The organism is Streptomyces sp. NPDC034670 (assembly GCF_055574875.1).
The window spans coordinates 43,036-63,994 of the sequence record NZ_JBVITR010000008.1 but is presented as its reverse complement, the minus strand read 5'-3'; the positions used below and the strand labels follow the sequence as shown (position 1 = coordinate 63,994).

Here is a 20,959-nt window from a genome sequence, read left to right as displayed (position 1 = left end):
CCGCACGCCGGCCGGACCGGACCGCACCCGGAGGGCGGGACCGCACAGCGGTCCCGCCCTCCGGCGTCCTTCCGCTTCCCGCGCCCTCTCCGGCCACCGCGGGGCGGGAAGGGCCCGCCCGTCGCCGTGCACGCACGCCCGAAGCGGCGGACCGGCACACGTCCTCGCGCCACCGCACCGCAGGCCGCGATCGACACGGCACGGGGGGGAAGGCCGCTGCTGCCGGTGCCCGGGCGTCATCCCGCCGTCGGGCGTTCCGTGGCCGGCGTGCGGCGTGCTGCCGCGGTGTCCAGGTGGACCACGACGGTGGTGTAGAAGCGGTGCACGGCGTCGTCGACGCTGCGGATGAAGCCGGTTTCGGCGTTGCCCCGGCCGCTTCCCATGCTCTTGAACAGGGACAGGCGGAAGCCGGTGATCCTGGTGCCGTTGTCCTTGGGGAGCAGGTCCGCCGGTTCCGGGCGGAGCCGCTCCAGCGTCCCGCGCGGACCTCCGGTCCCGCCGTCGACGAGGGTTTCGACGTGCAGGTCCGCAGGCGCCTCGGCCAGGCGCCGGACGAGCCGTTTGGCCCAGCTCAGGGGGTAGCCCTGCTCGGGAGCCGGGATCTCGACGGAGGCGCGCAGTTTGCCGGTGCGCAGGTCCGCGCCGACGGCCAGGACGCCGGGGGTGCCGTCGATGCGCAACTCCGCCTGGAGCCGCCCGTCGAGGCAGAGCTGATCGGCGAGGCGGTTCCGGCGTCCGGTGGGATCCGTTCCGCGCTTGGCGCGCTGGACCGGAAGGACCTTCTGCCCGAGTTCGCCGCCCAGCTTGAGGCAGACCTGGCGGATGAGCCGCTCCCAGTTCTCGACCACTTCCAGCGCCCGGGCGCCGCCCTGGCAGAGGGTCTCGTCGTCGATGCCGTTGCGCACGGGGACCCAGGCGGGGCCCATGTTCTGGAAGCCGTGGCAGCCGGAGTTCTCGTGCTGCAGGTAGTGGAGCAGTTCCCGCAGCAGCCAGGCGTGTGCCGCGTCGCCCACTCCCTCGTGCCTGATCAGCATCTGCGCCTGGTGGGCGACTTCCGCCCAGGACAGGTGCCACAGGGCCACCTTGTGCTTGCGCCGCTTGTCGACCTTGACGTCGACGAGCGGGCTGCCCTCCAGCGCGACGTCGTCCGTCAGTGTGATCACGGCCTCGTAACCGCGGCGCGCGGCGATGTCCATGTACGCCTGCACCTGGTCGGCCTTGAGCGCGTTGCCATTGGTCTTCGTCTCGACCAGCGCGGTCCACAACTTGCCGGCCCGCTCCACGCGGATCACCCCGTCCGGCCGCCGCGGGCTGTCACCGTGGGGCAGGGAGACCTCCGTGAACGTCCCCATGCGGCCCGCCGGAGCCCCGAACCCGGCGGTCAGTTCTTGCACAAAGCCCCCCAGCGGCGCGTCCTGGGCATGCGGAAGATTCCGCCCCCATCCCTGCTGTGCGCGACACAAGAGGACGAGCCGCGCGGAGAGGTAACTGTAGTGCGCATCGAGCCCGCTCGTGGAGGTTCCGTGAAGACGGGTGCGTGGCGGTGACCCTCCGCCGGCTTGAAGCCGCACGCCAGGGGCCGGTGCGGCGGTGCTTCGGATGGGGTGCCGGTCCGGACGCCGGGGACGGTCCCCGGCGGGGCGCCCACGTCCCCGGCCGCCGGGTCACCGCTGCCGATCGCGTCCGACCGGGACGACCCGGCGGAGGGCCCGCACGTCGGCGGGAGAGGGAACGGTGCTTTTGGTGAGGTTTTCAAGAAGTTCGGTCACCCTTGTTGACTCTCTGTCTAAAAGCCTGCACATTACCGCTCGGTAGGACCGTTCTCGACCGCGCGTTCCGGCGTCTCCCGCGCCCCGGGCCTGCCCGGCGGGCCGCTCCGCCCTGCCGCCCCGCCGTCCTGCAGTCGCCCCCGAGGAGAGGGATCGCATGCCGAAGCACACCCTTCGTAATGTCATGGGCGCATCAATGGCACTCGCCGGTGCGCTCGCTCTCGGCTTCACCGACGGCACCGCCCACGCCTCCACACCGCTGGACTACGTCGCGCTCGGCGACAGCTACAGCGCCGGCTCGGGCGTGTTGCCGGTGGATCCCACCCACCTGCTGTGTCTGCGCTCCACCGCGAACTACCCCCGTGTGATCGCCGCACGGACGGGCGCCCGACTGAAGGACGTGACCTGCGGCGCCGCTCGGACGAAGGACTTCACCGAGTCGCAGTACCCCGGGGTCGCACCGCAGGCGGACGCGCTGAGCACGGACACCGATCTGGTGACGCTGACGATCGGCGGCAACGACGACGGCACCTTCATCAACGCCATGACCGCTTGCGGCACCGCGGGAGTGCTCAGCGGCGGCAAGGGCAGCCCGTGCAGGGACAAGTACGGCACGTCCTTCACGGACCGGATCGACGCGAACACCTACCCCGCGCTCGAGTCCGCCCTGCGGACCGTGCGGGCCAAGGCGCCCAACGCCCGTGTGGCGGTCCTGGGTTACCCGTGGATCATGCCCGCCGAGGCCGACCCGTCCTGCTTCGTCAAGCTGCCGGTCGCCACCGGCGACGTGTCCTACCTGCGCGGAATACAGGAGCGCCTCAACGCGGCCGTCAAACGGGCGAGCGAGGAGACCGGCGCCACCTACGTGGACTTCTCCCGGGTGTCCGAGGGCCACGACGCCTGCAAGCCGGCCGGCACCCGCTGGATCGAGCCCCTCCTCCTCGGGAACAGCCTCGTTCCCGTCCACCCCAACGCCCTGGGGGAGCGGCGCATGGCCGAGCACACCATGAGCGCGCTCGGGCTGAACTGACGGCGACGCACCTCACCGCCGACGGCCGGCCGGCCCGGGGCACGGACCACCGCTGCCGGTCCGTCGCCCGGGACCGGGAACGCCGGGTCCCCCCGGTGAGCGGCGGTTCGTCCAGGAGAGCGAGCAGGAGACGACCCCGGCTTTGCGTCCCGGCGCGGGAGCCGTTTCGACGTGACCGGGGGAGCCGCCTTCCGGCCGGCTTCGCGGTGCCGATTCCACGGTGCCGGTTTCCCTTGGCGCCATTCAGGGGCCTGCGGTGGGACGGCGGGTCGTGGTTCCGCCGCGTGAGCCGGTGGGGGCCGCGGCCGACGGGCGGATAAAGGCGTGGTCCGCGGGCCGGCTGCCCGGTACGGTCGGGGCCGTGATGATCGTGGAGGTTCCTGGGCGGGGGGGCCCGCCGTGCGTGCCCCGGCGACGGACGGGCCTTGTGCGACCTGGGCGACGAGCAGGGTCCGCCGCCGAGGAGCCGGTGACGGCCAAGCGGCTCGACGGGTGAGGAACGCCTCCGTGTCCACCGACCCCGCGGCCCACAGGAGCGGACGGGCCCGGGCCCTGCTGCTCGTCCTGTGCGGAACGATCTTCCTCGAGGGCAGCGACGTCGCCGTGCTGGCCGTCGCCGTCCCCACCATCCGCGCCGACCTCGGCCTGACCACCGGCACCACGGCGTGGGTGATGAGCGGCTACGTGCTCGGCTACGCCGGTTTCACCCTGCTCGGCGGCCGCGCCGCCGACCTGCTGGGCAGGCGGCGGATGTTCCTCACCTGGCTGGGCGTCTTCCTGGTCTTCTCCACGCTGGGCGGCTTCGCGACCGACGGCTGGATGCTGGTCGCGGCCCGGTTCGTCACCGGCGTGGCGGCCGCCTTCATGACCCCCGCCGCCCTGTCGGTCATCACGACCTCGTACCCGGAGGGGCCCCGGCGCGACAAGGCCCTGCTGATCTTCGCCGGCGCCGGCGCCGGCGGCTTCTCGCTGGGCCTCGTCATCGGCGGGCTGCTGACCGGACTCGGCTGGCGCTGGGTGTTCTTCGCCCCGGCGTTCCTGGCCGGCGCCCTCCTGCTCGCGGCGCTCGGACTGCTGCCGGCCGAGGCCCGCCCCGAGCCCGCACAGCACGGCTACGACCTGGCCGGCGCGGCCAGCGCCGCCGCCGCGATGCTGCTGCTGGCCTACGGCATCGTCCGGCTGGAGCACGGCCGCGAGGGGCTCGGACCGACCCTCGGCACGCTCGCCGCCGGGCTGGCACTGGTGGCGGCGTTCATCGTGATCGAACGACGCGCCACGGCGCCGCTCGTCCGGCTGGAGATCTTCCGCAAGGCCGCGATGGTGCGGGCCGACCTCGCCGCGTTGCTCTTCCTGGGCGCGTTCTTCGGCTTCCAGTTCATCGTCACGCTCTACCTGCAGGAGCTGCGTGGCTGGTCCTCCCTGCAGACCGCGATCGCACTGATCGTCATGGGCTGCGACGCCGTGCTGGCGCCCCTCCTCACCCCGCGCCTGGTGAACCGCTACGGCAACGGCAGGGTGATCCTCGGCGGCTTCCTGCTGGCGATCGTGGCCTACGGCCTCTTCCTGCCGGTGGGGACGGACTGGCCCTACGCGGCGATGTTCCCGGGCCTGCTCCTCTCGGGCATCGCCTTCGCCCTCGCCTACGGTCCGCTGACCATCGCGGCGACCGACGGCGTGGCCCGGGAGGAACAGGGCCTGGTCGGCGGACTGCTGTACACGTTCACCCAGTTCGGCTCGGCGGTCGGGATCTCCGCGGTGACCGCCGTGTACGGGATCGCCTCGGCGGGCACCGACGGCTCGCCGGACGCGGTGCTGGCCGCCTACCGCACCGCACTCGTCATCCCGGTGGGGATGGTGCTGCTGGGGGCGGCGGTCTCGGCCCTCGGCCTGCGCGGCCCCCGGCCTGCCGGCAGCCGGCAGAAGGGCGCGGTGCCCGCGGCCCGCGACGAAGCCGGCGGCGTTCCGGGGTGAGGCCGGCGGCGCCCGCCGTGACCGGGTCGGCGTCGTCCCACCCGTCTCGGACGCGGCCAACCGCCCGTCACCAAAGGGGGACAGGCGGCGAGCTGATGGTGTGTCGTCGCCGCCCGGTGGCATCGATGCGCACCGGCACCGATCACGAGGGAGCGTCGCGCGTGACTCCCGGACTCACGCCGAAACGACATCCCGGGGGAGCGCCACGCCCACGGCCCCCTGATCCGAACGAGACCTCCTGGATCATGCGCCTGGCACCGGTGTCGCCGCTTCCGGCAGCGACCCGCACCGTCCGCCCCTCCTGATCGCGAGCTCGATCACCACGCTGCGGCAGCCGGAGGACCGGCGGAAGCGGCGGACCGGCCGGGAAGGGGAAGCCGTCACGTCCTTCACCGGCGCCCGGAGGGAAGGGAGGGAGGAGCCGGCGTGGCGAAGCTCCCCGGCAGGCCGCACGGGACGGTGACGGCGACGACCGCGGCACCGTCCACGGCGCTGCCTCCCGAGCCGCGAACGAACGGGGGAACCGACACGACGCAGGGTGGAGTGAAGCGGGAAGATGCCGCCGGGACGGCCCGTCGGCAAGGTGACGAGCGGGGACGACCCGGCGGAACGCGTTGACATCCGTGCCCACGGCTTCCGTCCTTTGAACCGTCCTCACCCGGACCGCGATCCTCCAGCTCGCCTTCGGATGGGGTGCGTTCCTCACCCTCGTTCTCGCCGCACCCCCGCTCTCCGAGCGCCTGCCGACCCCGGCGCTGTGGGGGGTGCTCACGGGGATCGTCACGGTGATCATCGTCTGCGCCTTCGGGGTGGTCACCCAGGCCGAGCACCTTGCGCGCCGGCTCGGGGACCCCTGCGGCACCCTCGCGGAGAGCCCCACCCACCTCGTCCTCCTCGGCGTGACCCTGCCGCTCACTCTCGCCACCTTCGGCGGCCGGCGCGTGACCGCCCTCCACGGGGCGGCGCACCTGACGGTCTTCGTGCTCTACGGGCTCGCCGTGTTCTCCCGCTGACCCCGCACGCGTGCCGTCGCCGTGGTGACCGGGAGCGGGGCAGGCCCCGGTGGGACGGCCGTCGAGGACGTCGGGAGCGGTACCGGAGCCGGCACGGCCGTGCCGGACAGCGGTGACCAGCCCTTCGGGGCCGGCGCGGGCCCGGTCGGCCGCCGCGGTGCGCGGTGGCCCGGACCGGACGCCCCCGAACGGTCGGGGACGGGGGCGTGGGGCGGCAGGGGGACCGGTCCCTCGGCGTGACGCGTCCGGGAACTCCTCCGCCGTCAAGATCGTTCCACCGGTATGCCGCAGCACCAGGAAGCCGCTTCCGTACGCCCCCCCACCGACGCCGACGTCCCCACCGCGGTCGACACCCTCACCCGGGCCTTCGCCGACTACCCCTACACGCGGCACGTGATCGCCGCAGAGGACCACGAGGACAGGATCCGGCGTTTCCATGAGCTGTGCCTGACCCGTATCGGGATGGTGTACGGCCGCGTCTGGGTCGCCGACGCGGGCCGCGCCGTCGCCGTCTGGACCACTCCCGACCGGGACCCCTCGCCGGCCTTCGCCGACATCGGCCCCCTGCTCGAGGACCACGCCGGCGACCGGGCGGCCGCCTACGAGTCCGCGGAGCAGGCACTCGCCCCCCATCGGCCGCAGGAGCCGGTGTGGTTCCTCAACACCGTGGCAGTCGCTCCCGAAGCCCAGGGGCGGGGTCTCGGCAGCGCGGTGCTGGCGCCCGGCATCGAGGCGGCCGCGCGCGGCGGACACCCGGCGTTCCTGGAGACCTCCAGCGAGCGGAACGTGGCCTTCTACGAGCGCCTCGGCTTCGAGGTCACAGCCGACGTCCGGCTCCCCGACAACGGCCCCCGCACCTGGTGCATGCGCAGGGATCCTCGCTGAAGCGCGTCGCAGGAGGCCGTGTCCGCGCGGGCCGGAACGGTGTCCGCCGTGGGGCCGCGCAGCGGGGGCGAGGTGGTGCGTGCGGGCGGGCAACGATCGCGTCGTGGGCGCGGACCTCTACAACGAGGTCCGCCGCACCGTCTGGGACGACCCCGACTGGGGCCTGGGCGACGACCACGACTGGTTCACCGCTTCCCAGCGCGTCGGTGATCGCATCCTGACGGAGGCCGACAGCGACCTCCTCATCATCGTCGAGGGCATCAACTGGACCGGCATCCCCGTCGACGGCTTCCCGCACGGACGCCCCACCCTCGAACCCGTACGCCACCTCTCGCACACCCTCGTCGCCTCCCACAAACTCGTGTACTCCGCCCACTTCTACGGCTACACCGGACCGAACCACAGTGGCGCGACCGGAATCGGCGAGACCTCCGACCCCCGCTACCAGGACCTTTCTCCCACCGATCTGATCGACGTGCTGAACCGCCAGGCCTTCTTCGCCGCCGCCGAACCGGACCGGCACTTCACCGCCCCCGTCTGGATCAGCGAGTTCGGTGTCGGCGGCCGTGAGGAAACGGGCGTCGCCCAGCGCGTCTGGTTCGAGAACTTCGTCGACCACCTGATCCGCACCGACGCCGACTTCGCGTGCTGGCCGCTGGTGGGCTGGCACGACAACCGCCGGGGCAACGGCTGGGCCCTGCTGCACTGGGATGCCGAGGGCCACCGCATGGGGCTCCACGACGGCGACGACTGGCGAGCCGGCGCGTGGGGGCGACTCGTCGGGACCCCCGGCCGCACCGGGCACGTCGCCCCCGTGGCCACCTGGTCGATGCTCGGTCCCGACCACGGCGACTTCGTCGCCTCGCTGCGGATGCGCGCGCTGCCCGACTGGGACCCGGGCGCGCGCAAGGCCGTCTGTCCCGACGGGCAGCGCCTGGTGGGCCTGAGCCACACCGGCAACCGTGGCCTGTGCTCCGACGTGAGTGCCGGTCCCGTGTGGGACCCGCGGGGCGGGCACGAAGTGGTCAAGGACGAGCGGCATGTCGCGCCGGGCCGTGACTGGGCCTCCGGTTACACCAAACTCCAGTGTCCCGAGGGCCACTTCCTCACCGGCTACAGCGTTCGCGGTGCCGCTGTCTCGGCCGCCCTGTGCGCGGAGGCCCCACCCGGCGCGATCACCGCCACGAGCGGCCGTACGGTCTGGTTCGACCGGAGCGACGACCGGGGCGCCCTGCCCGAGGGCGGCGACTTCGCAACCGGCCACCACAAGGGCCAGTGCGCGGACGACGAGTACGCCGCCGGTGTCGCCCGCACCGGCCGCGTCGGCTCCTCGCGCACCCCCGACGCCCTGTACTGCCGCAAGCTCGCCTGAGGGGTGCCCTCAAGAGCCATGACGTGCGGACCTCCGCCGGACCCGGCCGACCGGGGAAGCTCCTGGCACGGCCGGACGGTCGCAGGGGCAGTGGTCCTCCGCCGGACCCGCACGGCGCGATCCCCGGACGGTCCTCACCGGTTCGCAGTCGCGCCCGGGGCGGGGCGCGCGGTGCGGGACGGCCCCGTACCGCGCGCCGGGATCACCGCCGGCCGGCGGGGGAGTCCGCTCAGTTGACGGCCAGGACCGCCGTGTTGTTCGTGGTGTCCGGGTCGAACCTGAACTCGCCGAACTCGGGGTGGATGCTCACGGCACCGGTCGTGCCGGGCACCACGGCGTCGATCCGCAGCGAGAAGGCGTACGAGTGTTCCGCGTCCTCCAGCACCCAGTACGGCAGGACGCAGTCGTAGCGCGGGGCGCCGGTCCGCTGCGGGTGGTGGCCGCCGGAGAGGGTGCGCGGGGCGCAGCCGGACGGGACGCCGGTGACCGTGGTGCCCCGGGGGACGATCATCCGGACGTGGGCGACGGGGTCGCCGGAGCCGATGTTGCCGAGCCAGCCGGGACCGTTGTTCCTGAACGTGAGCCGGGCCGTGACCGTCTCACCCGCCGCACCGGAGACCGCGTCACCGGTGACCGAGAAGTCGGCGGTGCTGTCGGCCCCGATCGTCAGGGCTATGGAGTTGTCGTCCCACCGCAGGTCCTCGGCGCCGCCGCCCGGGTCGACGCTGATGTCGAGCCGCTCCTGCAGCGCGTGCCGGGCGAGCCTCACCTTCAGCGGCTCGGGCAGCTCGAAGGTGTCGCCCGGCGCCAGCTCCTGGTCGAAGGAGCAGATGACGCGTGTCATCGGCGCGTAGTCGTCATCGCCGGTCCGGGAGTACGCGCAGGCGTCGTACCGGGTCAGCTCCTCCAGCCCGTACGAGGCCATCAGGGTGAGGGCGAAGCCGTGTGCGGTCGAGTCGCCGTTGTTGGTCAGCTCGAAGGGGACGGTCTTCTCGTCGCCGGGTGCGGCGTGCCTGATCGGGGCGATGTCGGCGATCGCCAGGTCGGGTCCGGCGGCGACGGTGAGCGTGGTGTCGAAGCTGTCGTGGGGCGCGACGAGCGTGCCGGAGGGGCCGCCGGCGGCCGTCGCCTCGTAGGTGATCCTGCCCCGCGCCCCGGCCGCCGCGCCGTCGGCCGCGCGGACGACGAGGCGGACCTGCTCGCTGTAGGCGGGCCCGATCACGGGCACTTCCGGCACGTCGCACACGGCGGTCGTCCCGTTCGGTGCGCAGTTCTCCGGCCAGGTCACCTCGGCCACGCCGGCGAGCCCGGAGACGTCCACGGTGACCTTGCCGTCGGTGACCGTGAAGTTGTCGTTGTCGTGGTAGAGACCGATGTCGAGCGGGCGGGACTGCGGCCCCTCGCCGTCCGTACCGAGCGGCAGGGTCTGCTCGTACGGCGCGTTGATCCACAGCTGGTCGGTCTGCGGTTCGTCCGCGAACGCGGGTACGGCGAGACCGGCGGCGAGCAGCCCGGCCGCCGCGGTGACACAGGCTCCGAGGCGCACTGAACGCCCGACGGAGACGGGTCTCATGGTTTCCCCCTGGGGATGAGCTGGTGAGTGGTGCACCGAAGTCTTCGGTATACCGGCTGAATGATCAAGGGGAAAAGAAAGGGATGTGCCAACCCGGCAGATGACACAGGGTCAATTCTGACGGTCTGTCACAAAGGCTCTGAGCAAGGAGTTTCGCTTTCGGGCGGTTGTCGTGCGGGCCTTTCACGGGTGCGCGGGGCGGTCCGGGCGAGGAGGAACGTGCCGGTGAGGCGCCGGGGCAGCGGCCGGGGGCGGGCCACCGGTCGGCAGGCGGCTCGGGGAGGAGGCCGGCGGCGGCCGCGGCCGTGGCGGTGGTGAGGCTTGCGCACAGCGGGCTCCGGCGCACTGGGCGGCGCACCGGTTCGGGGTGGTGTGGCGCCGGATACATACGGGAACGGCAGGAGGGCAGGGCTCCGCCCGGCTCGCTCATCGCGGGGGAGTCCCTCACGGAAGCGGGGGAGCCACCGACTCCGAGGTCTCCACATCGTTCCGCCGCGGCGATGGAACCGTCTGCCCGGGTGCCGGGTGTGTGCTTCCGTGCGCCCCTGATCCGCTGCCCCGCACGTCTTGTTCTCCTCGCACCCCGGGCCCACGATCGGTCGGTCGGCTCGTACCGCTCACAGGGGGACATCCGTGGGAGCACCGCTTCGGCGCCCTACCGCCACAGTCGTCACCCCTGCTGTGGCACGTGCCCTGCTGCCCATCGCGGAAACCGACCGGACCACGGCCCCGGTCATCCGTACGGGAACGGAGTCGGCAAGACAGTTCCGGCCGCGCCCCCGGTCATCGGGCGGACCGGCCCGAGGCACAGGTCCCCCGCCGGCCCTGCGCCGACGCCGACACGATCAGCAGGGGCAGCGCCCAGGCCGTGTCCACGGCGACCGCGGACTGCCTGCTCAGCACCGTCAGCCGGATCGACCAGTTCCCGGCCCGCCCCACCCCGGACGGGGGAGGAGACCCCACGGGTGTCCGGACCGTGGCCAGGCCCTGGTCCTGTGAGGAAGGAACCGTACGTATGAGGCGCAGTTCACGGGCGGCGCTCGTCGCCGCCGTCGCGGCCGTGTTCGCGATGCCGGCGACCGCGTCGGCGTCGGTGCGGGCGCAACCGCTTCAGGTCGTCCAGTGCACGGGCACGGAGACCACCACCTACAGTCCCGGCGTCCTCTTCCAGGCTCGCGAGATCGATCTCAGCACCACCGGCACCTTCACCTCGTGTCTCGATGCAACCGGTCAAGTCACCAGCGGCGGTTACGGGGAGCAGTTCACCCTGTTCGTCGGCTGCAACGACCTGCTGGGCAGCTTCACCGGCCAGCGCACCATCACCTGGAACACCGGTGCCGCCAGCGTCATCACCGGCAGCGGCAGCAGCACCGCCGTCGCCGGCCAGGTGGTCACCGTCTTCACCGGTACCGTCACCCAAGGACCCTTCCAGGGATCCAGCGCGGTCCAAACCATCACCCTCCCCCAACTCAACGCCCTCAAGTGCCTGACCACCGGCATCACCGACGCCACCGGAGTCACCACCCTCACGCTCACCTGAGCGGAAGCACAGAGCCGGCGCGATGAACCGGATCAAGGAGATCCGTCGTGGCGTCGAGCGACCCCGCCGATGGACGGACCGTCGCCGACGACCTGGGCGCCGGGCCGCCGCGCACCCGGTCCGCACCGGTGGCGGGGGCGTGGGGGAGACCTGCCCCGATGCCCGCACCACATCCGGCCAGTGAAGACGCCGAGAACATGGGCGAGGCGTCCGTCCTCGACGGCGCCCGGCGGACACGCCGGCGTCCGCCACCGCGCCAAGCCGGGCCGGCCGAGCACGGGCACCGGAAACAGGGTCGGGCCGTGCCCGAGCAGAAGGCCGGCGGCACCGCCCCCCGCTTCCGCGCCTGGCCCGGAAAAGCCCCGCGCCGGACAGGCCCCGGGGACCGGGCGGTGGACGACCCGCGCCCTGGCGGTCCGGCCCGTTCCGACTGGACCGGTGGCATCTCCCGGCCCACCGCCCCGGTCCTGACGCAGGACCACCGCTCGACGCGTGCAACGCCTTGAACGTCCAGACGAACCCTCGACCGGGCAGGCCCGGCCGGCGCCCGACACGGCGACCGGCCGGCGTCATCACGGGGAACACCGTCCCCACCGGGGCCTCGATCAGCTCCCGCCCGGTGTCATGAGCCGCCCGCTCCGCCACCCGGCACGCCTCAGGGAGTTCCGCGGCGGTCCCCGCCGCGGTCCAGGCGCGCCCTGATCAGTGCGGCGTCCCGGTCGAGGGCGGCACGGGACCGTTCCTGCCACCTGACCTCCAAGCGGAACCGGTCGTCCGCGGTGCGGGGGAAGACGTGCACGTGGAGATGGAAGACCGTCTGATCGGCGGCTTCACCGTCGGCGAGGAACACGTTCACTCCCTCGCAGGGCAGCTCCGAGCGCCGCAGGGCCCGCGCCAGCAGGTGTACGACGCGGAACAGGTGGGCCATCAGGGCCTCATCGATGTCCTCCAGGCCCGCCACGTGCACCTTGGGGATGACGAGGAGGTCTCCAGGCGCAGCCGGGTGGATGTCCATGAAGGACAGGACCAGCTCGTCCTCGTACACGCGACTGGCCGGCGCCCGGCCGGAGACGATGCCGCAGAAGGCGCAGGCCGGATCCCCGGCGAACGGTTCCATGGACACAGCATGCGACAGCGGTCCCGGAACCGCTCCTGACCGCGCCGACCCGTACGTGGGAGTGCCGCGTCCTCCCTCGGGCATCCGCCCGGCAGGTGCCCGTCTCCGTGGAGCAGCCGGTCCGGGCCCTCGCGCTGACGGACCCGAGGGCGCGGACAGCCGGCGAAGACGTCCACGAAGACGTCCATGAAGACGTCCACGAGGGCGACTACGACGTGGACCGGATCGCGGAGATGTCGAACTGCAACCGGACCTTCTCGCTCACCATGGTGCCGCCGGTCTTGAGGCGCTGGTTGTAGACCAGCCCCCACTCGGTACGGTCGATGGTGGTGGTGCCGTCGAAGCCGGCTCGCTCGTACCCGAACGGATCCACGACCGAGCCGAGGTAGTCGAGCTGCAGGTCGACGGGCCGGGTGACGCCGCGGATGGTCAGGTCTCCCGTCATGCGGAAGCTCTCCCCGCCCTCGTGGAGGGTGGAGGTGCTGCGGAACACCATCTCCGGGTGGCGCCGCGCGTCGAAGAAGTCGGTGCCGACGAGGTGCGCGTCCCGTTGTTCCACGCCCGTGTCGACGCTGGCGACCCGGATGACGAGGTCGGCCCGCGACTCGGAGGGCCTCGCTCCGTCGAAGTACAGCGTGCTGTCGTAGTCGGTGAAGGCCCCCCGAACCGTCGTCACCATCGCGTGCCGCACGGAGAATCCGATGCGGCTGTGCGGGCGGTCGATGGTCCATCGCCCGGTCAGCGCCCGCAGCGCCGGGTCCAGTGCGGCACCGGTGGCCGAGGCTCCCGCAGCGGGCGTGCCGGTACCGGCGGTCGGTGCCGGCTCGACGACGGCTGCCTGACGGCGGCTGAAGATACCCATGAGGTCGTGGGCCCTTTCTGTCTGATCGCTCCGTGCTATCACGGAGTCGGCAGGTGCCACGCGGCGAGATGGGTGGTCTCGTCCGGGTTCCATGCCGTCGACTGCAAAGCTGCACGAGATCGACATGAGTGGCCTCCGGTCGGCCGGTGAGGCCGGCCCTCCGTGCGGCCGGCATGTCCAGCGACCCCGGGAGACCTGGGCGACCGGAACCGTCGTCCTGCCCGCCGCCCCGCTGTTCGACACGCCCGCCGCGCTGACCCGCGCCGAGGAACTGATCCGCCGAGCGGCCGCCGACCACCGCGCCGAGATCGTCGTCCTCCCCGAGGCGTTCCTCGGCGGCTACCCCAAAGGCCTGGACTTCGGCATCACCGTCGGCAGTCGCACACCGGACGGCCGGGACCTGTTCCGCCGCTACCATGCCGCTGCCATCGACATCCCCGGCCCCGAGGTGGAGGCTCTGGCGGCGCTCACCCGCGAGCTCCGCTGCCACGCCGTCGTCGGCGCCGTCGAACGCCAGGGCGGCACCCTGTACTGCGTCGCCCTGTTCTTCGGCCCGGACGGCTATCTGGGGCTGCACCGCAAGCTCGTGCCGACGGCCGCCGAGCGTTACTTGTGGGGCCAGGGCGACGGCTCCACCCTTCCCGTCATCGACACCGGCACGGCCCGCCTGGGCGCGGCCATCTGCTGGGAGAACTACATGCCGCTGTTCCGTACGGCCATGTACGCCAAGGGAGTCGACCTGTGGTGCGCCCCGACCGTGGACGACCGCGACGCGTGGCAGGCCACCATGCGGCACATCGCCCTGGAAGGACGCTGCTTCGTCCTCGGGGCCGGCCAGTACCTGCGCCGTGACGCCCTGCCCCACGACGTCCACCCCGTCCAGGGAGACGCACCGGAGACCGTTCTGATCGGCGGCGGATCCGTCATCGTCTCCCCGCTCGGTGAGGTTCTGGCCGGTCCACTGCGCGACGGCGAAGGCATCCTGACCGCGGAACTCGACCTCGACGACCTGACCCGCGCCCGCTTCGACTTCGACCCGACCGGCCACTACGCCCGTCCCGACGTCTTCACGCTGCACGTCGACGAGGCGGCGAGGGCCACTGCCACCAGGACCGGTGACACGGCAGCGGGCCGGCGGTAGCCGGTCCCCCGGACTCGGTCCGAGGCCGGGGGAGGCCGTCCACGTCACCAGGACACCGGTGCCGCCGCTGCCCGGCCGCGCCCGCAGGCCCGTCGCCGTCCCGCCTCCTTCGTCGAGGACGACCGAGCCCGTCACGTCCCGCACCTGGCGCACTTCCTCGACGGGCCGGAGAGGCGCGTGGATGCGGACGGGTGCCTGCCCGTTTCCGGGCGGATCACGCTGCCGGGGGCTGGTCGAGGGCCGGCGGCGGCGGCCGGTGTCCGGCCCGCGCCTTCAGCGTTCCGCGGCTGTCTTCCCGGCTTCCTTCCGCTGTGCGTTGTTCCCGGTCTTCTCCGCCTTCTTCGTCCGGCCGGGCGGTTGGTGCGAGGGCTCGGTCGCCGCACCGCCCTGCGGTGTCCCTGCGGGTGTGTCCGTGTCGCTCGGCCCGGCTTGTGGCGTTTTGGTCGCAGGGTCGTGCGGGGCCGCCTCGGTGGCGGATTCGTGGTTCGGGCCGCGGGAGGCGGGACCGGTGCTTCGTGCGGGTATGCCGTCGGAGGGTGTGCCGACGGAGGCGCCGCGGCCGGAGGACGGCGCCGCCGCGGGCGGCGTGGCCACCTCCTTCTGCCCTGCGCCGCCAGGAGGATCCGAAGTCCCCGTGGGGGAATCCGGGGCCCTGGCCGTGCCTCGGTCGTCGCCCTCCCGCCCCGTGCTGTCAGGAGGGTCCGGTTCTGCGGTGGGGGCGCTGGTGGCCTTGGTCGCGCTCCGGTCGTCGCCCGGCGGGGCGGAGTCGTCGTTGAGGGCGAAGGCGGTTGCCATGACAGCGGCGAGCGCAACGGTCGCGCCGCCCACGAGGGTGCGGCCCCGCGCGGACACGGTGCGGGGAGCGGCCCGGCCCTTGCCGGGCAGCGGACTCATGTGCGTGTGATCGGCCGTCCGCGACGATGCGCGGCCGGCGATGAGGCTCGTGGCCCGCGCCGACGGACCGGCTTCGGGACGTGCTGTCCCGGCCAGCGCGGCCAGCGTCCGGGCGCAGTCGCGGGCTGTCGGGCGGTCCTGCTCGTCCAGGGCCGTCATGTCCCGTAGCAGGGAGGCCAGTTGTTCCGGCAGGTGGTGGGGCAGGACAGGCTGGCGGTGCAGTCGCGCGATCGCTGCTTCCAGGGGGCCGCCGTCGTACTCGAGCCTGCCCGTGAGGCATTCGAGGAGCACCAGGCCGAGGGCGTACACGTCGGCGGGCCGGCCGACGGGCCGGCCGAGGACCTGCTCGGGGGAGAGGTAGGCGGCGGTGCCGACGAGCGTGCCGGTGGCGGTGCGGGTGGTGGCGTCCAGCAGGCGGGAGATGCCGAAGTCGGTCAGGTAGGGGCGGTGGGAAGCGTCCAGGAGGATGTTGGACGGTTTGACGTCCCGGTGGACGACTCCCGCTTCGTGTGCGTGAGCCAGCGCCCGGGCCAGGTCGGCGCCGAGCGCGGCGGTCGCTTCGGGCGACAGCGGGCCCTCGGCGATGTGGTTCTTCAGTGTGCTGCCCTCGACCAGTTGCATGACCAGGAAGGCACGCCCGTTGTGCTGCCCGGCGTCGTAGGCGGTGACGAGTCCGGGGTGGTGCAACCGGGCCAGGATCACCGCTTCGCCGTGCAGGTTCTCCTCGATGTCGACGCCGGTGCCGGGCCGGAAGACCTTGACCGCCACCGGTCGCCTCAGGCGCAGGTCGAAACCTCGGTGGACATCCGCGGCGCCGCCCGAACCGAGGAGGCCGTCCAGCCGGTACCGGCCGCTCAGTACCTCGGCGGAACACCGGGAAGTCATGGTCCGAGCCGACTCGCGAAGCCCCATTCCCTCTCCCACTGCATCGAGGTGCGCATGCCCTGGCGAGTCGTGAGCGACGCGCCGCCGGACGCCAGGTACCCACGAGGAGCCGGAGTACCCCCGGCACGGCACCGCGGCGGCACTTCGCGAAGCGAGGCCTTCGCCCGTCGGGTCCCGTCGGGTCCCGCCGGTGCCCGCCGGCCTTGCGAACACGACGACGCCCCCGCTCCCGGGGCGGCCGGGCGGGGCATCGGGCGAGGCGGCCCGGGAACGCGCGGTCCCGGTACGGACCTCAGGCGCGCCCCCGGCTTCGTGCACGGCGGCGGCCGACAGCCTTCGTCCACCACCTCGCCGCTCTCCGCAGGGCCGACGCGTCCGCTCCGCCGGGGCGGGCCGGCCGGTCAGCTCTTGGGCACGGCCTGCACGTCGATGTCGACCCGGACGATGGGGCCGACGGCGGCGATGCCCCGTGCCAGCATCGCCTGCCAGTTCATCGCGAACTGGCCGCGATGCAGTTTGGCGGTGGCCCGGCAGACCGCGCGGACCTCGCCCTCCAGGCCACGGGCGAGCCCGAGGTATTCCGTGTCCAGGGTGACCGTACGCGCCACCCCGTGCAGCCACAGCTCACCGATGACGGCCCACCGGTTGCCGCCCTGGGGCTCGAACCGGTCGCTGTAGAACTCGATGGTCGGGAACCGCGCCACGTCCAGGAAGTCCTCCGACCGCAGATGGTCGTCGCGCAACTTCACGTTGGTGTCGATGGTCGCCGCGTCGATCACCACGTGCATCGCCGTCTGCGTCAGGTCGTCGGTGATCCGCACCGTTCCCGCGAAGGAGTTGAACCGGCCGTGCACCCGGGCCAGTCCGATGTGCTGCGCGGTGCAGGTGATCGAGGAGTGGGCCGGATCGATCTCCCAGTCGCCCGGTGCGGGCATCTCCATCGGCTGCTCCACCTGCAGGATCACGTCGCCGGGCGAAGCGGGGGAGTTCTCGGTGACCGTGCACGGCGCCTGGTACGGCACGTATCCCTCGGCGAGCACCGCGAGCCGGTGTTCCCCCGCCGGAACCGTGGCCGTGAACGATCCGAAGGGGTCCGTCTCCCCTTCGGCCACGGTGTGCCCCAGTGCGTCGCTGACCGCGAACCGGGCGTGCGGCACCGGCTCGTCGGCCGGGCCGAGGACCCGGCAGCTCAGCACCCCGGCGTTCGAGGGATCCCGCACGGCTGCCGGGGGGCCCGTCCGCTGATCCCGTTTCGTTCGGCTTGCCAGCCAGCGGCCCATCATGTGCGACACCCTCTGCGTAACGTCGAGAACACCGATTGCCGGACGGCCATTCGATCACCCCCCAAGCTTTGGATGCAACAGGCAAGCACCCTGGGGGGAACCAGCGCGAGCACGCAGAACTCACACGAGTAACCCCTGCGCTCCGATCACCCGGTACCGCGGAGGTCCTTCCCGGTCGGCGCACGGGCCGTGCGCCGACCGGGACGGCCCCGGCGCGCCGCGAGCGCCTGCCCGTCAGCCCCCGGAGCCGCAGTGCCGCGTCACCCGCACCGGATCCGTCCCCGCGAGGGGGGGCCCGGGGAGGGGAAGGGGGGGGGGGGGGGGGGGGGGGGGGGGGGGGGGGGGGGGGGGGGGGGAGGGTGGGGGGGCGGCCCCCCCCCCCCCCCCCCCCCCCCCCCCCCCCCCCCCCCCCCCACCCCCCCCCCCGCCCCCCCCCCCCCCCCCCCCCCCCCCCCCCCCCCCCCCCCCGGCGCACGGCGTCGCGCGGCTCGGCGACCGGTCGAGTTCCGGTTCGGCGTGGTCGAAGCGGGCCGGCGCCGGAACCCCTTCCCCGCCCACCCGGTGAGCGGCCCCGGCAGGAAGGCCCGGGGCACCCTCACGAACCGGCCGCAGCATGACGACGGCGGCCTCGGAGGAGGAAGTACAGGGCCAGTACGGACGAGAGCGCGGCGGCGGCCCACAGATCGCCCTGCCAGCCCACAGCAGGGCCGGCAGCGCGACCAGCGGCGCCGCGAGGAGGGCGGTCAGCGACTGGGTGGCGGTGATCAGGGTCGCCGCGCGGCCCGCGGCGGTCGCGTCCCCGGCCTGCGCGCGCTCCTTGGTCGCGACCAGTGGTGGACCCAGGTGAACTGGGAGGCCGTCGCCGGAGCGGAGCCGGAAGTCATCATGATCCTCGACTACGGGGACCTGCCCGCCCAGAAGAAGATCGACTTCCTGAGGAAGTCCCCCCGCACGAAGGAGCTGCCTGCCGTCAGGAAGGACAACTTCTTCATCCTCGACTACGACGAGGGCGTCGGCGGGCCGCGCAACATCGACGGCCTGGAAGAGTTCGCGAAGTACGTGCGCGGGTTCCGGGGCTGACCGAACCGCGGCGCGCCAGGGCCGTGTCCGATCCGTACGACCCCGGCGCTCCGAGCCGCGAGTGCTGAACCCGGGCGACCGCCGTGTCGGGGAAGCGGCGCGGCGGATCCGGTGTCGCGGCGACCGCCACCGACGGTGACATGGACCCCCTGCGGGCAGGCGGCGGAGGGCCGGTTCCCGGACCCGCCGCCTTGATGCACCTGCCGAACCGTTCGACGTGCCACGGTGCACCGCGCCCCGGCGCGAGGCCGCACCGGCCGTCGCCGCCCGCGCGCCGGCGCCCGCCACGTCCCCCGTCGTCCCGTGACGGCACCGCCCCGTGCCGTCCGGGCCCAGGCGGCGCGAACCCGCGCGTTCCCCGGGGGAAGGAGGCGGAGGACACGCAGCTGAGCCGCGGGCGCCCCGTGGGGGAGTCCGGTCGGAAGGCCGGCGCCGATCCGAACGGGGACCGTTCAGGCGGAGGAGGGCTCAGGAGCCGGGCGGCTTGACCTCCCCCGCGAAGACGATGATCTGGTCGATGAGACTCCGCCGCAGATGGACGACGTCCGTCCCCGCCAGGCGGGGGCCTCCGTCCGGCGTGGTGAAGACCCACTGGTACCGGGCCCACTCGTCCGGCATGTCCACCGCCGAGCAGCGCACCATCGTGCCGGTTCCCGCCGGGTGGCGCCGGATGTCCAGCACGAACCGTTCCGCCGCCTCGATCCCCTCGCTGCGGCCCAACGGTCCCCAGAAAATCACGTCCGAGGTAAGGGCCTGGGAGAGCAGCCCGGTCACGTAACCGTCGTCCGAGGCGTTGAACGCGGAGATGAACGTGTCGATCGCGGACCGCGCGGTCTCTTCATGCATGCACCAGTAGTACCAGTTCCTTCGCGGCTCGTTCGTCCTGTGAGCCGTCTTCCGGGCACGGCGAACATTCCGGTCACCGCACCGGGCCGTGTTCCGGAGGTCGGTCGAGTGCCCCTCCTGCGGGTGATCGGGGGGTGCCGGGTTGCGCTCAGGGTGCTGTGCGGCCGTCGGGCGCACCGCGAGGCCGCGGTGTGCCCGACGGCCGTCTGCCGTGCGGGCGGCGTCGTGCTCCGTCCGCACGGAGTTCCTGCGAGGTCAGCGAGCGGCGGCGTTCTCCGTGCCCCCGGTCCCCGGGGCTGCCTCGACCTCGGCCTCGGCGTCGGTGTCGGGCTGGAGGGGGGGCGGTGTCCTCCGGGCCGCGCAGGGCGACGCCCACGGCCATGGTGGAGCGGGCGCCGATCCCGGCGGCCAGCTTCGGGGCCAGGCCGGAGGCCGTCATCATCATGGCGGCCATCGGCATCATCGCCACCGTGGACAGCAGCCCCGACCAGCCGAGCACCGCTTGGAAGAACGGGAAGAGGACGACGGCGATGCCGGCCTGGACGCCGAAGACGACCAGCAGGGTGATCGAGCCGGAGGCCGGGCCGCGCTCACGGAAGATGCGTACGTCCAGCAGGGATGCGTCGCGGCGGTGCAGTTCCCAGGCCACGAAGGCGGAGGCGGCGACGACGCCGACGGCCAGGCCGATCAGGATGACGGGGGCGGTCCAGCCGCGCTCGGGGCCTTCCTGCAGGACGAAGACGAGACCGGTCACGGCGGTGGTGGAGACCAGCGCACCGATGGTGTCGAAGGAACGGGCGGAGCGTTCGCGGGAGAAGGAACGGGCGGAGCGTTCGCGGGAGTCGGGCACCGACTTCGGAGTCATCACCAGCGCGACGGCGGCCAGGACCACGGGCAGCACGAACAGCCAGCGCCAGTCGGCGACGTCGACCAGCAGGGCGGAGAGGAACATGCCCAGGATGCCGCCGCCCCCGGCGACGCCGGTCCACACGCCGATCGCCTTGCCCCGTTCCTCCTCGGGGAAGGTGGAGGTGATGACGACGAGAGTGACCGGCATGATCATCGCGGCGCCGATGCCCGCGGCCACGCGCGCGGCGATCATCACCGCGGCCGACGGGGCGAGCCCGGCGACGACGCCGGCGGCACCGAAGATGATCAGTCCGGTGATCAGCACGGGCTTGCGGCCCACCCGGTCACCGATCGCGCCGAGCGGCAGCAGCAGCGCGGCCAGGGCGAGGGTGTAGACGTTGATGATCCACAGAACGGTGGTCTGCGAGGCGCCGAACTCGACGGCCATGTGGGTCTGGGCGACGTTCAGGCCGGACACCGATGCGATGACGGCCATCAGCGCGACCGAGACGGTGATCAGGATCGCGCGCAGCTGACGCGCATCCGGTGTTCCCGCGCCGCCGGCCGGCGTGGCCACCGCCCGGGGAGGTTGATCGGTACTCATGTCTTCCTTTCCGTAAGGGCATGCGGGACCAGCGCCGGGACGGAGCCGGTCGCCAGGTTGGTGAGACGGGGACCCGCTCACCGGGGGGGGGGGGGGGGGGGGGGGGGGGGGGGGGTTGGGTGGGGGGGGGGGGGGGGGGGGGGGGGGGGGGGGGGAGCGCCGGGGGGGGGGGGGGGGGGGGGGGGAGGCCGAGAACAAAAAAAAACTCAATGCCCTCCCTGCACTGACTAGCAGGCACTCCCCCG

14 protein-coding genes and 4 pseudogenes are annotated in these 20,959 nt (G+C 73.1%); 9 read left to right on the top strand and 9 right to left on the bottom strand.

All coding sequences use genetic code 11. The features are described 5' to 3' along the window. Nucleotides 1–236 precede the first annotated feature (236 nt). A pseudogene (locus ACZ56B_RS08460) lies at nt 237–1,391 on the bottom strand (TerD family protein); the annotation flags it as partial. A 535-nt stretch (nt 1,392–1,926) separates the two neighbouring features. Here ACZ56B_RS08460 and ACZ56B_RS08455 point away from each other — a divergent pair. The 5 genes and pseudogenes from ACZ56B_RS08455 to ACZ56B_RS08435 all read left to right on the top strand — a co-directional run. Further along, nucleotides 1,927–2,799, top strand: coding sequence for an SGNH/GDSL hydrolase family protein (locus ACZ56B_RS08455; protein ID WP_468787631.1), 873 nt, complete (start codon nt 1,927–1,929; stop codon nt 2,797–2,799). A gap of 507 nt (nt 2,800–3,306) precedes the next feature. Beyond that, nucleotides 3,307–4,770: an MFS transporter gene (locus tag ACZ56B_RS08450; RefSeq protein WP_468787629.1), complete on the top strand. Its 1,464-nt coding sequence runs from the start codon at nt 3,307–3,309 to the stop codon at nt 4,768–4,770. A 764-nt stretch (nt 4,771–5,534) separates the two neighbouring features. Further along, on the top strand, nt 5,535–5,783 hold the full coding sequence (locus ACZ56B_RS08445) for a hypothetical protein (protein ID WP_468787627.1): 249 nt from the start codon (nt 5,535–5,537) through the stop codon (nt 5,781–5,783). Between the two features lie 282 nt (nt 5,784–6,065). Beyond that, complete coding sequence (locus ACZ56B_RS08440) at nt 6,066–6,668, top strand: GNAT family N-acetyltransferase (RefSeq protein ID WP_468787625.1); 603 nt, start codon at nt 6,066–6,068, stop codon at nt 6,666–6,668. Nucleotides 6,669–6,759: 91 nt separating this feature from the next. Continuing rightward, nucleotides 6,760–8,040: pseudogene (locus ACZ56B_RS08435) on the top strand (glycoside hydrolase family 5 protein); the annotation flags it as partial. 229 nt (nt 8,041–8,269) lie between these two features. Here the strand turns inward: ACZ56B_RS08435 and ACZ56B_RS08430 are convergent. Further along, nucleotides 8,270–9,613 carry a COG1361 family protein gene (locus ACZ56B_RS08430; RefSeq protein ID WP_468787623.1) on the bottom strand — a complete coding sequence of 448 codons (1,344 nt, stop codon included), beginning with the start codon at nt 9,611–9,613 and terminating at the stop codon, nt 8,270–8,272. Between the two features lie 783 nt (nt 9,614–10,396). Next, nucleotides 10,397–10,576: a hypothetical protein gene (locus ACZ56B_RS08425; protein WP_468787621.1), complete on the bottom strand. Its 180-nt coding sequence runs from the start codon at nt 10,574–10,576 to the stop codon at nt 10,397–10,399. A 52-nt stretch (nt 10,577–10,628) separates the two neighbouring features. Between ACZ56B_RS08425 and ACZ56B_RS08420 the strand changes: the two genes are divergently transcribed. After that, nucleotides 10,629–11,153, top strand: coding sequence for a hypothetical protein (locus tag ACZ56B_RS08420; RefSeq protein WP_468787619.1), 525 nt, complete (start codon nt 10,629–10,631; stop codon nt 11,151–11,153). 655 nt (nt 11,154–11,808) lie between these two features. On the opposite strand, the gene ACZ56B_RS08415 is transcribed toward ACZ56B_RS08420, so the two are convergent. Next, nucleotides 11,809–12,270, bottom strand: a complete 462-nt coding sequence (locus tag ACZ56B_RS08415) for an HIT family protein (RefSeq protein WP_468787617.1) — start codon at nt 12,268–12,270, stop codon at nt 11,809–11,811. A gap of 208 nt (nt 12,271–12,478) precedes the next feature. Beyond that, nucleotides 12,479–13,132: a YceI family protein gene (locus tag ACZ56B_RS08410; protein WP_468787615.1), complete on the bottom strand. Its 654-nt coding sequence runs from the start codon at nt 13,130–13,132 to the stop codon at nt 12,479–12,481. A gap of 91 nt (nt 13,133–13,223) precedes the next feature. Here ACZ56B_RS08410 and ACZ56B_RS08405 point away from each other — a divergent pair, with 91 nt between their 5' ends. Further along, complete coding sequence (locus ACZ56B_RS08405; protein ID WP_468787613.1) at nt 13,224–14,273, top strand: nitrilase-related carbon-nitrogen hydrolase; 1,050 nt, start codon at nt 13,224–13,226, stop codon at nt 14,271–14,273. A gap of 273 nt (nt 14,274–14,546) precedes the next feature. Here ACZ56B_RS08405 and ACZ56B_RS08400 read toward each other — a convergent pair whose 3' ends face one another. Beyond that, nucleotides 14,547–16,052, bottom strand: coding sequence for a serine/threonine-protein kinase (locus ACZ56B_RS08400; protein WP_468787611.1), 1,506 nt, complete (start codon nt 16,050–16,052; stop codon nt 14,547–14,549). 401 nt (nt 16,053–16,453) lie between these two features. Next, nucleotides 16,454–17,335: a YceI family protein gene (locus ACZ56B_RS08395; protein ID WP_468787609.1), complete on the bottom strand. Its 882-nt coding sequence runs from the start codon at nt 17,333–17,335 to the stop codon at nt 16,454–16,456. Nucleotides 17,336–17,948: 613 nt separating this feature from the next. Between ACZ56B_RS08395 and ACZ56B_RS08390 the strand changes: the two genes are divergently transcribed. Both ACZ56B_RS08390 and ACZ56B_RS08385 read left to right on the top strand, forming a co-directional pair. Continuing rightward, nucleotides 17,949–18,182 (top strand): hypothetical protein, encoded by a 234-nt coding sequence (locus ACZ56B_RS08390; RefSeq protein WP_468787837.1) that lies wholly within the window; start codon nt 17,949–17,951, stop codon nt 18,180–18,182. Beyond that, nucleotides 18,155–18,415, top strand: a pseudogene (locus ACZ56B_RS08385) (ABC transporter substrate-binding protein); the annotation flags it as partial. The gene ACZ56B_RS08390 and the pseudogene ACZ56B_RS08385, both read left to right, overlap by 28 nt. 468 nt (nt 18,416–18,883) lie before the next feature. Here the strand turns inward: ACZ56B_RS08385 and ACZ56B_RS08380 are convergent. Next, complete coding sequence (locus ACZ56B_RS08380) at nt 18,884–19,261, bottom strand: nuclear transport factor 2 family protein (RefSeq protein ID WP_468787607.1); 378 nt, start codon at nt 19,259–19,261, stop codon at nt 18,884–18,886. A gap of 361 nt (nt 19,262–19,622) precedes the next feature. Next, nucleotides 19,623–20,714: pseudogene (locus ACZ56B_RS08375) on the bottom strand (MFS transporter); the annotation flags it as partial. Nucleotides 20,715–20,959 lie beyond the last annotated feature (245 nt).

Bases quoted from the DNA above. Each gene is read 5' to 3' on its own strand.
- ACZ56B_RS08440 (WP_468787625.1), top strand. From the start codon at position 6,066: ATGCCGCAGCACCAGGAAGCCGCTTCCGTACGCCCCCCCACCGACGCC.
- ACZ56B_RS08395 (WP_468787609.1), bottom strand. From the start codon at position 17,335: ATGATGGGCCGCTGGCTGGCAAGCCGAACGAAACGGGATCAGCGGACG.
- ACZ56B_RS08380 (WP_468787607.1), bottom strand. From the start codon at position 19,261: ATGCATGAAGAGACCGCGCGGTCCGCGATCGACACGTTCATCTCCGCG.
- ACZ56B_RS08430 (WP_468787623.1), bottom strand. From the start codon at position 9,613: ATGAGACCCGTCTCCGTCGGGCGTTCAGTGCGCCTCGGAGCCTGTGTC.
- ACZ56B_RS08390 (WP_468787837.1), top strand. From the start codon at position 17,949: ATGACGACGGCGGCCTCGGAGGAGGAAGTACAGGGCCAGTACGGACGA.
- ACZ56B_RS08455 (WP_468787631.1), top strand. From the start codon at position 1,927: ATGCCGAAGCACACCCTTCGTAATGTCATGGGCGCATCAATGGCACTC.
- ACZ56B_RS08400 (WP_468787611.1), bottom strand. From the start codon at position 16,052: ATGACTTCCCGGTGTTCCGCCGAGGTACTGAGCGGCCGGTACCGGCTG.
- ACZ56B_RS08420 (WP_468787619.1), top strand. From the start codon at position 10,629: ATGAGGCGCAGTTCACGGGCGGCGCTCGTCGCCGCCGTCGCGGCCGTG.
- ACZ56B_RS08410 (WP_468787615.1), bottom strand. From the start codon at position 13,132: ATGGGTATCTTCAGCCGCCGTCAGGCAGCCGTCGTCGAGCCGGCACCG.
- ACZ56B_RS08415 (WP_468787617.1), bottom strand. From the start codon at position 12,270: ATGGAACCGTTCGCCGGGGATCCGGCCTGCGCCTTCTGCGGCATCGTC.
- ACZ56B_RS08405 (WP_468787613.1), top strand. From the start codon at position 13,224: ATGCCGTCGACTGCAAAGCTGCACGAGATCGACATGAGTGGCCTCCGG.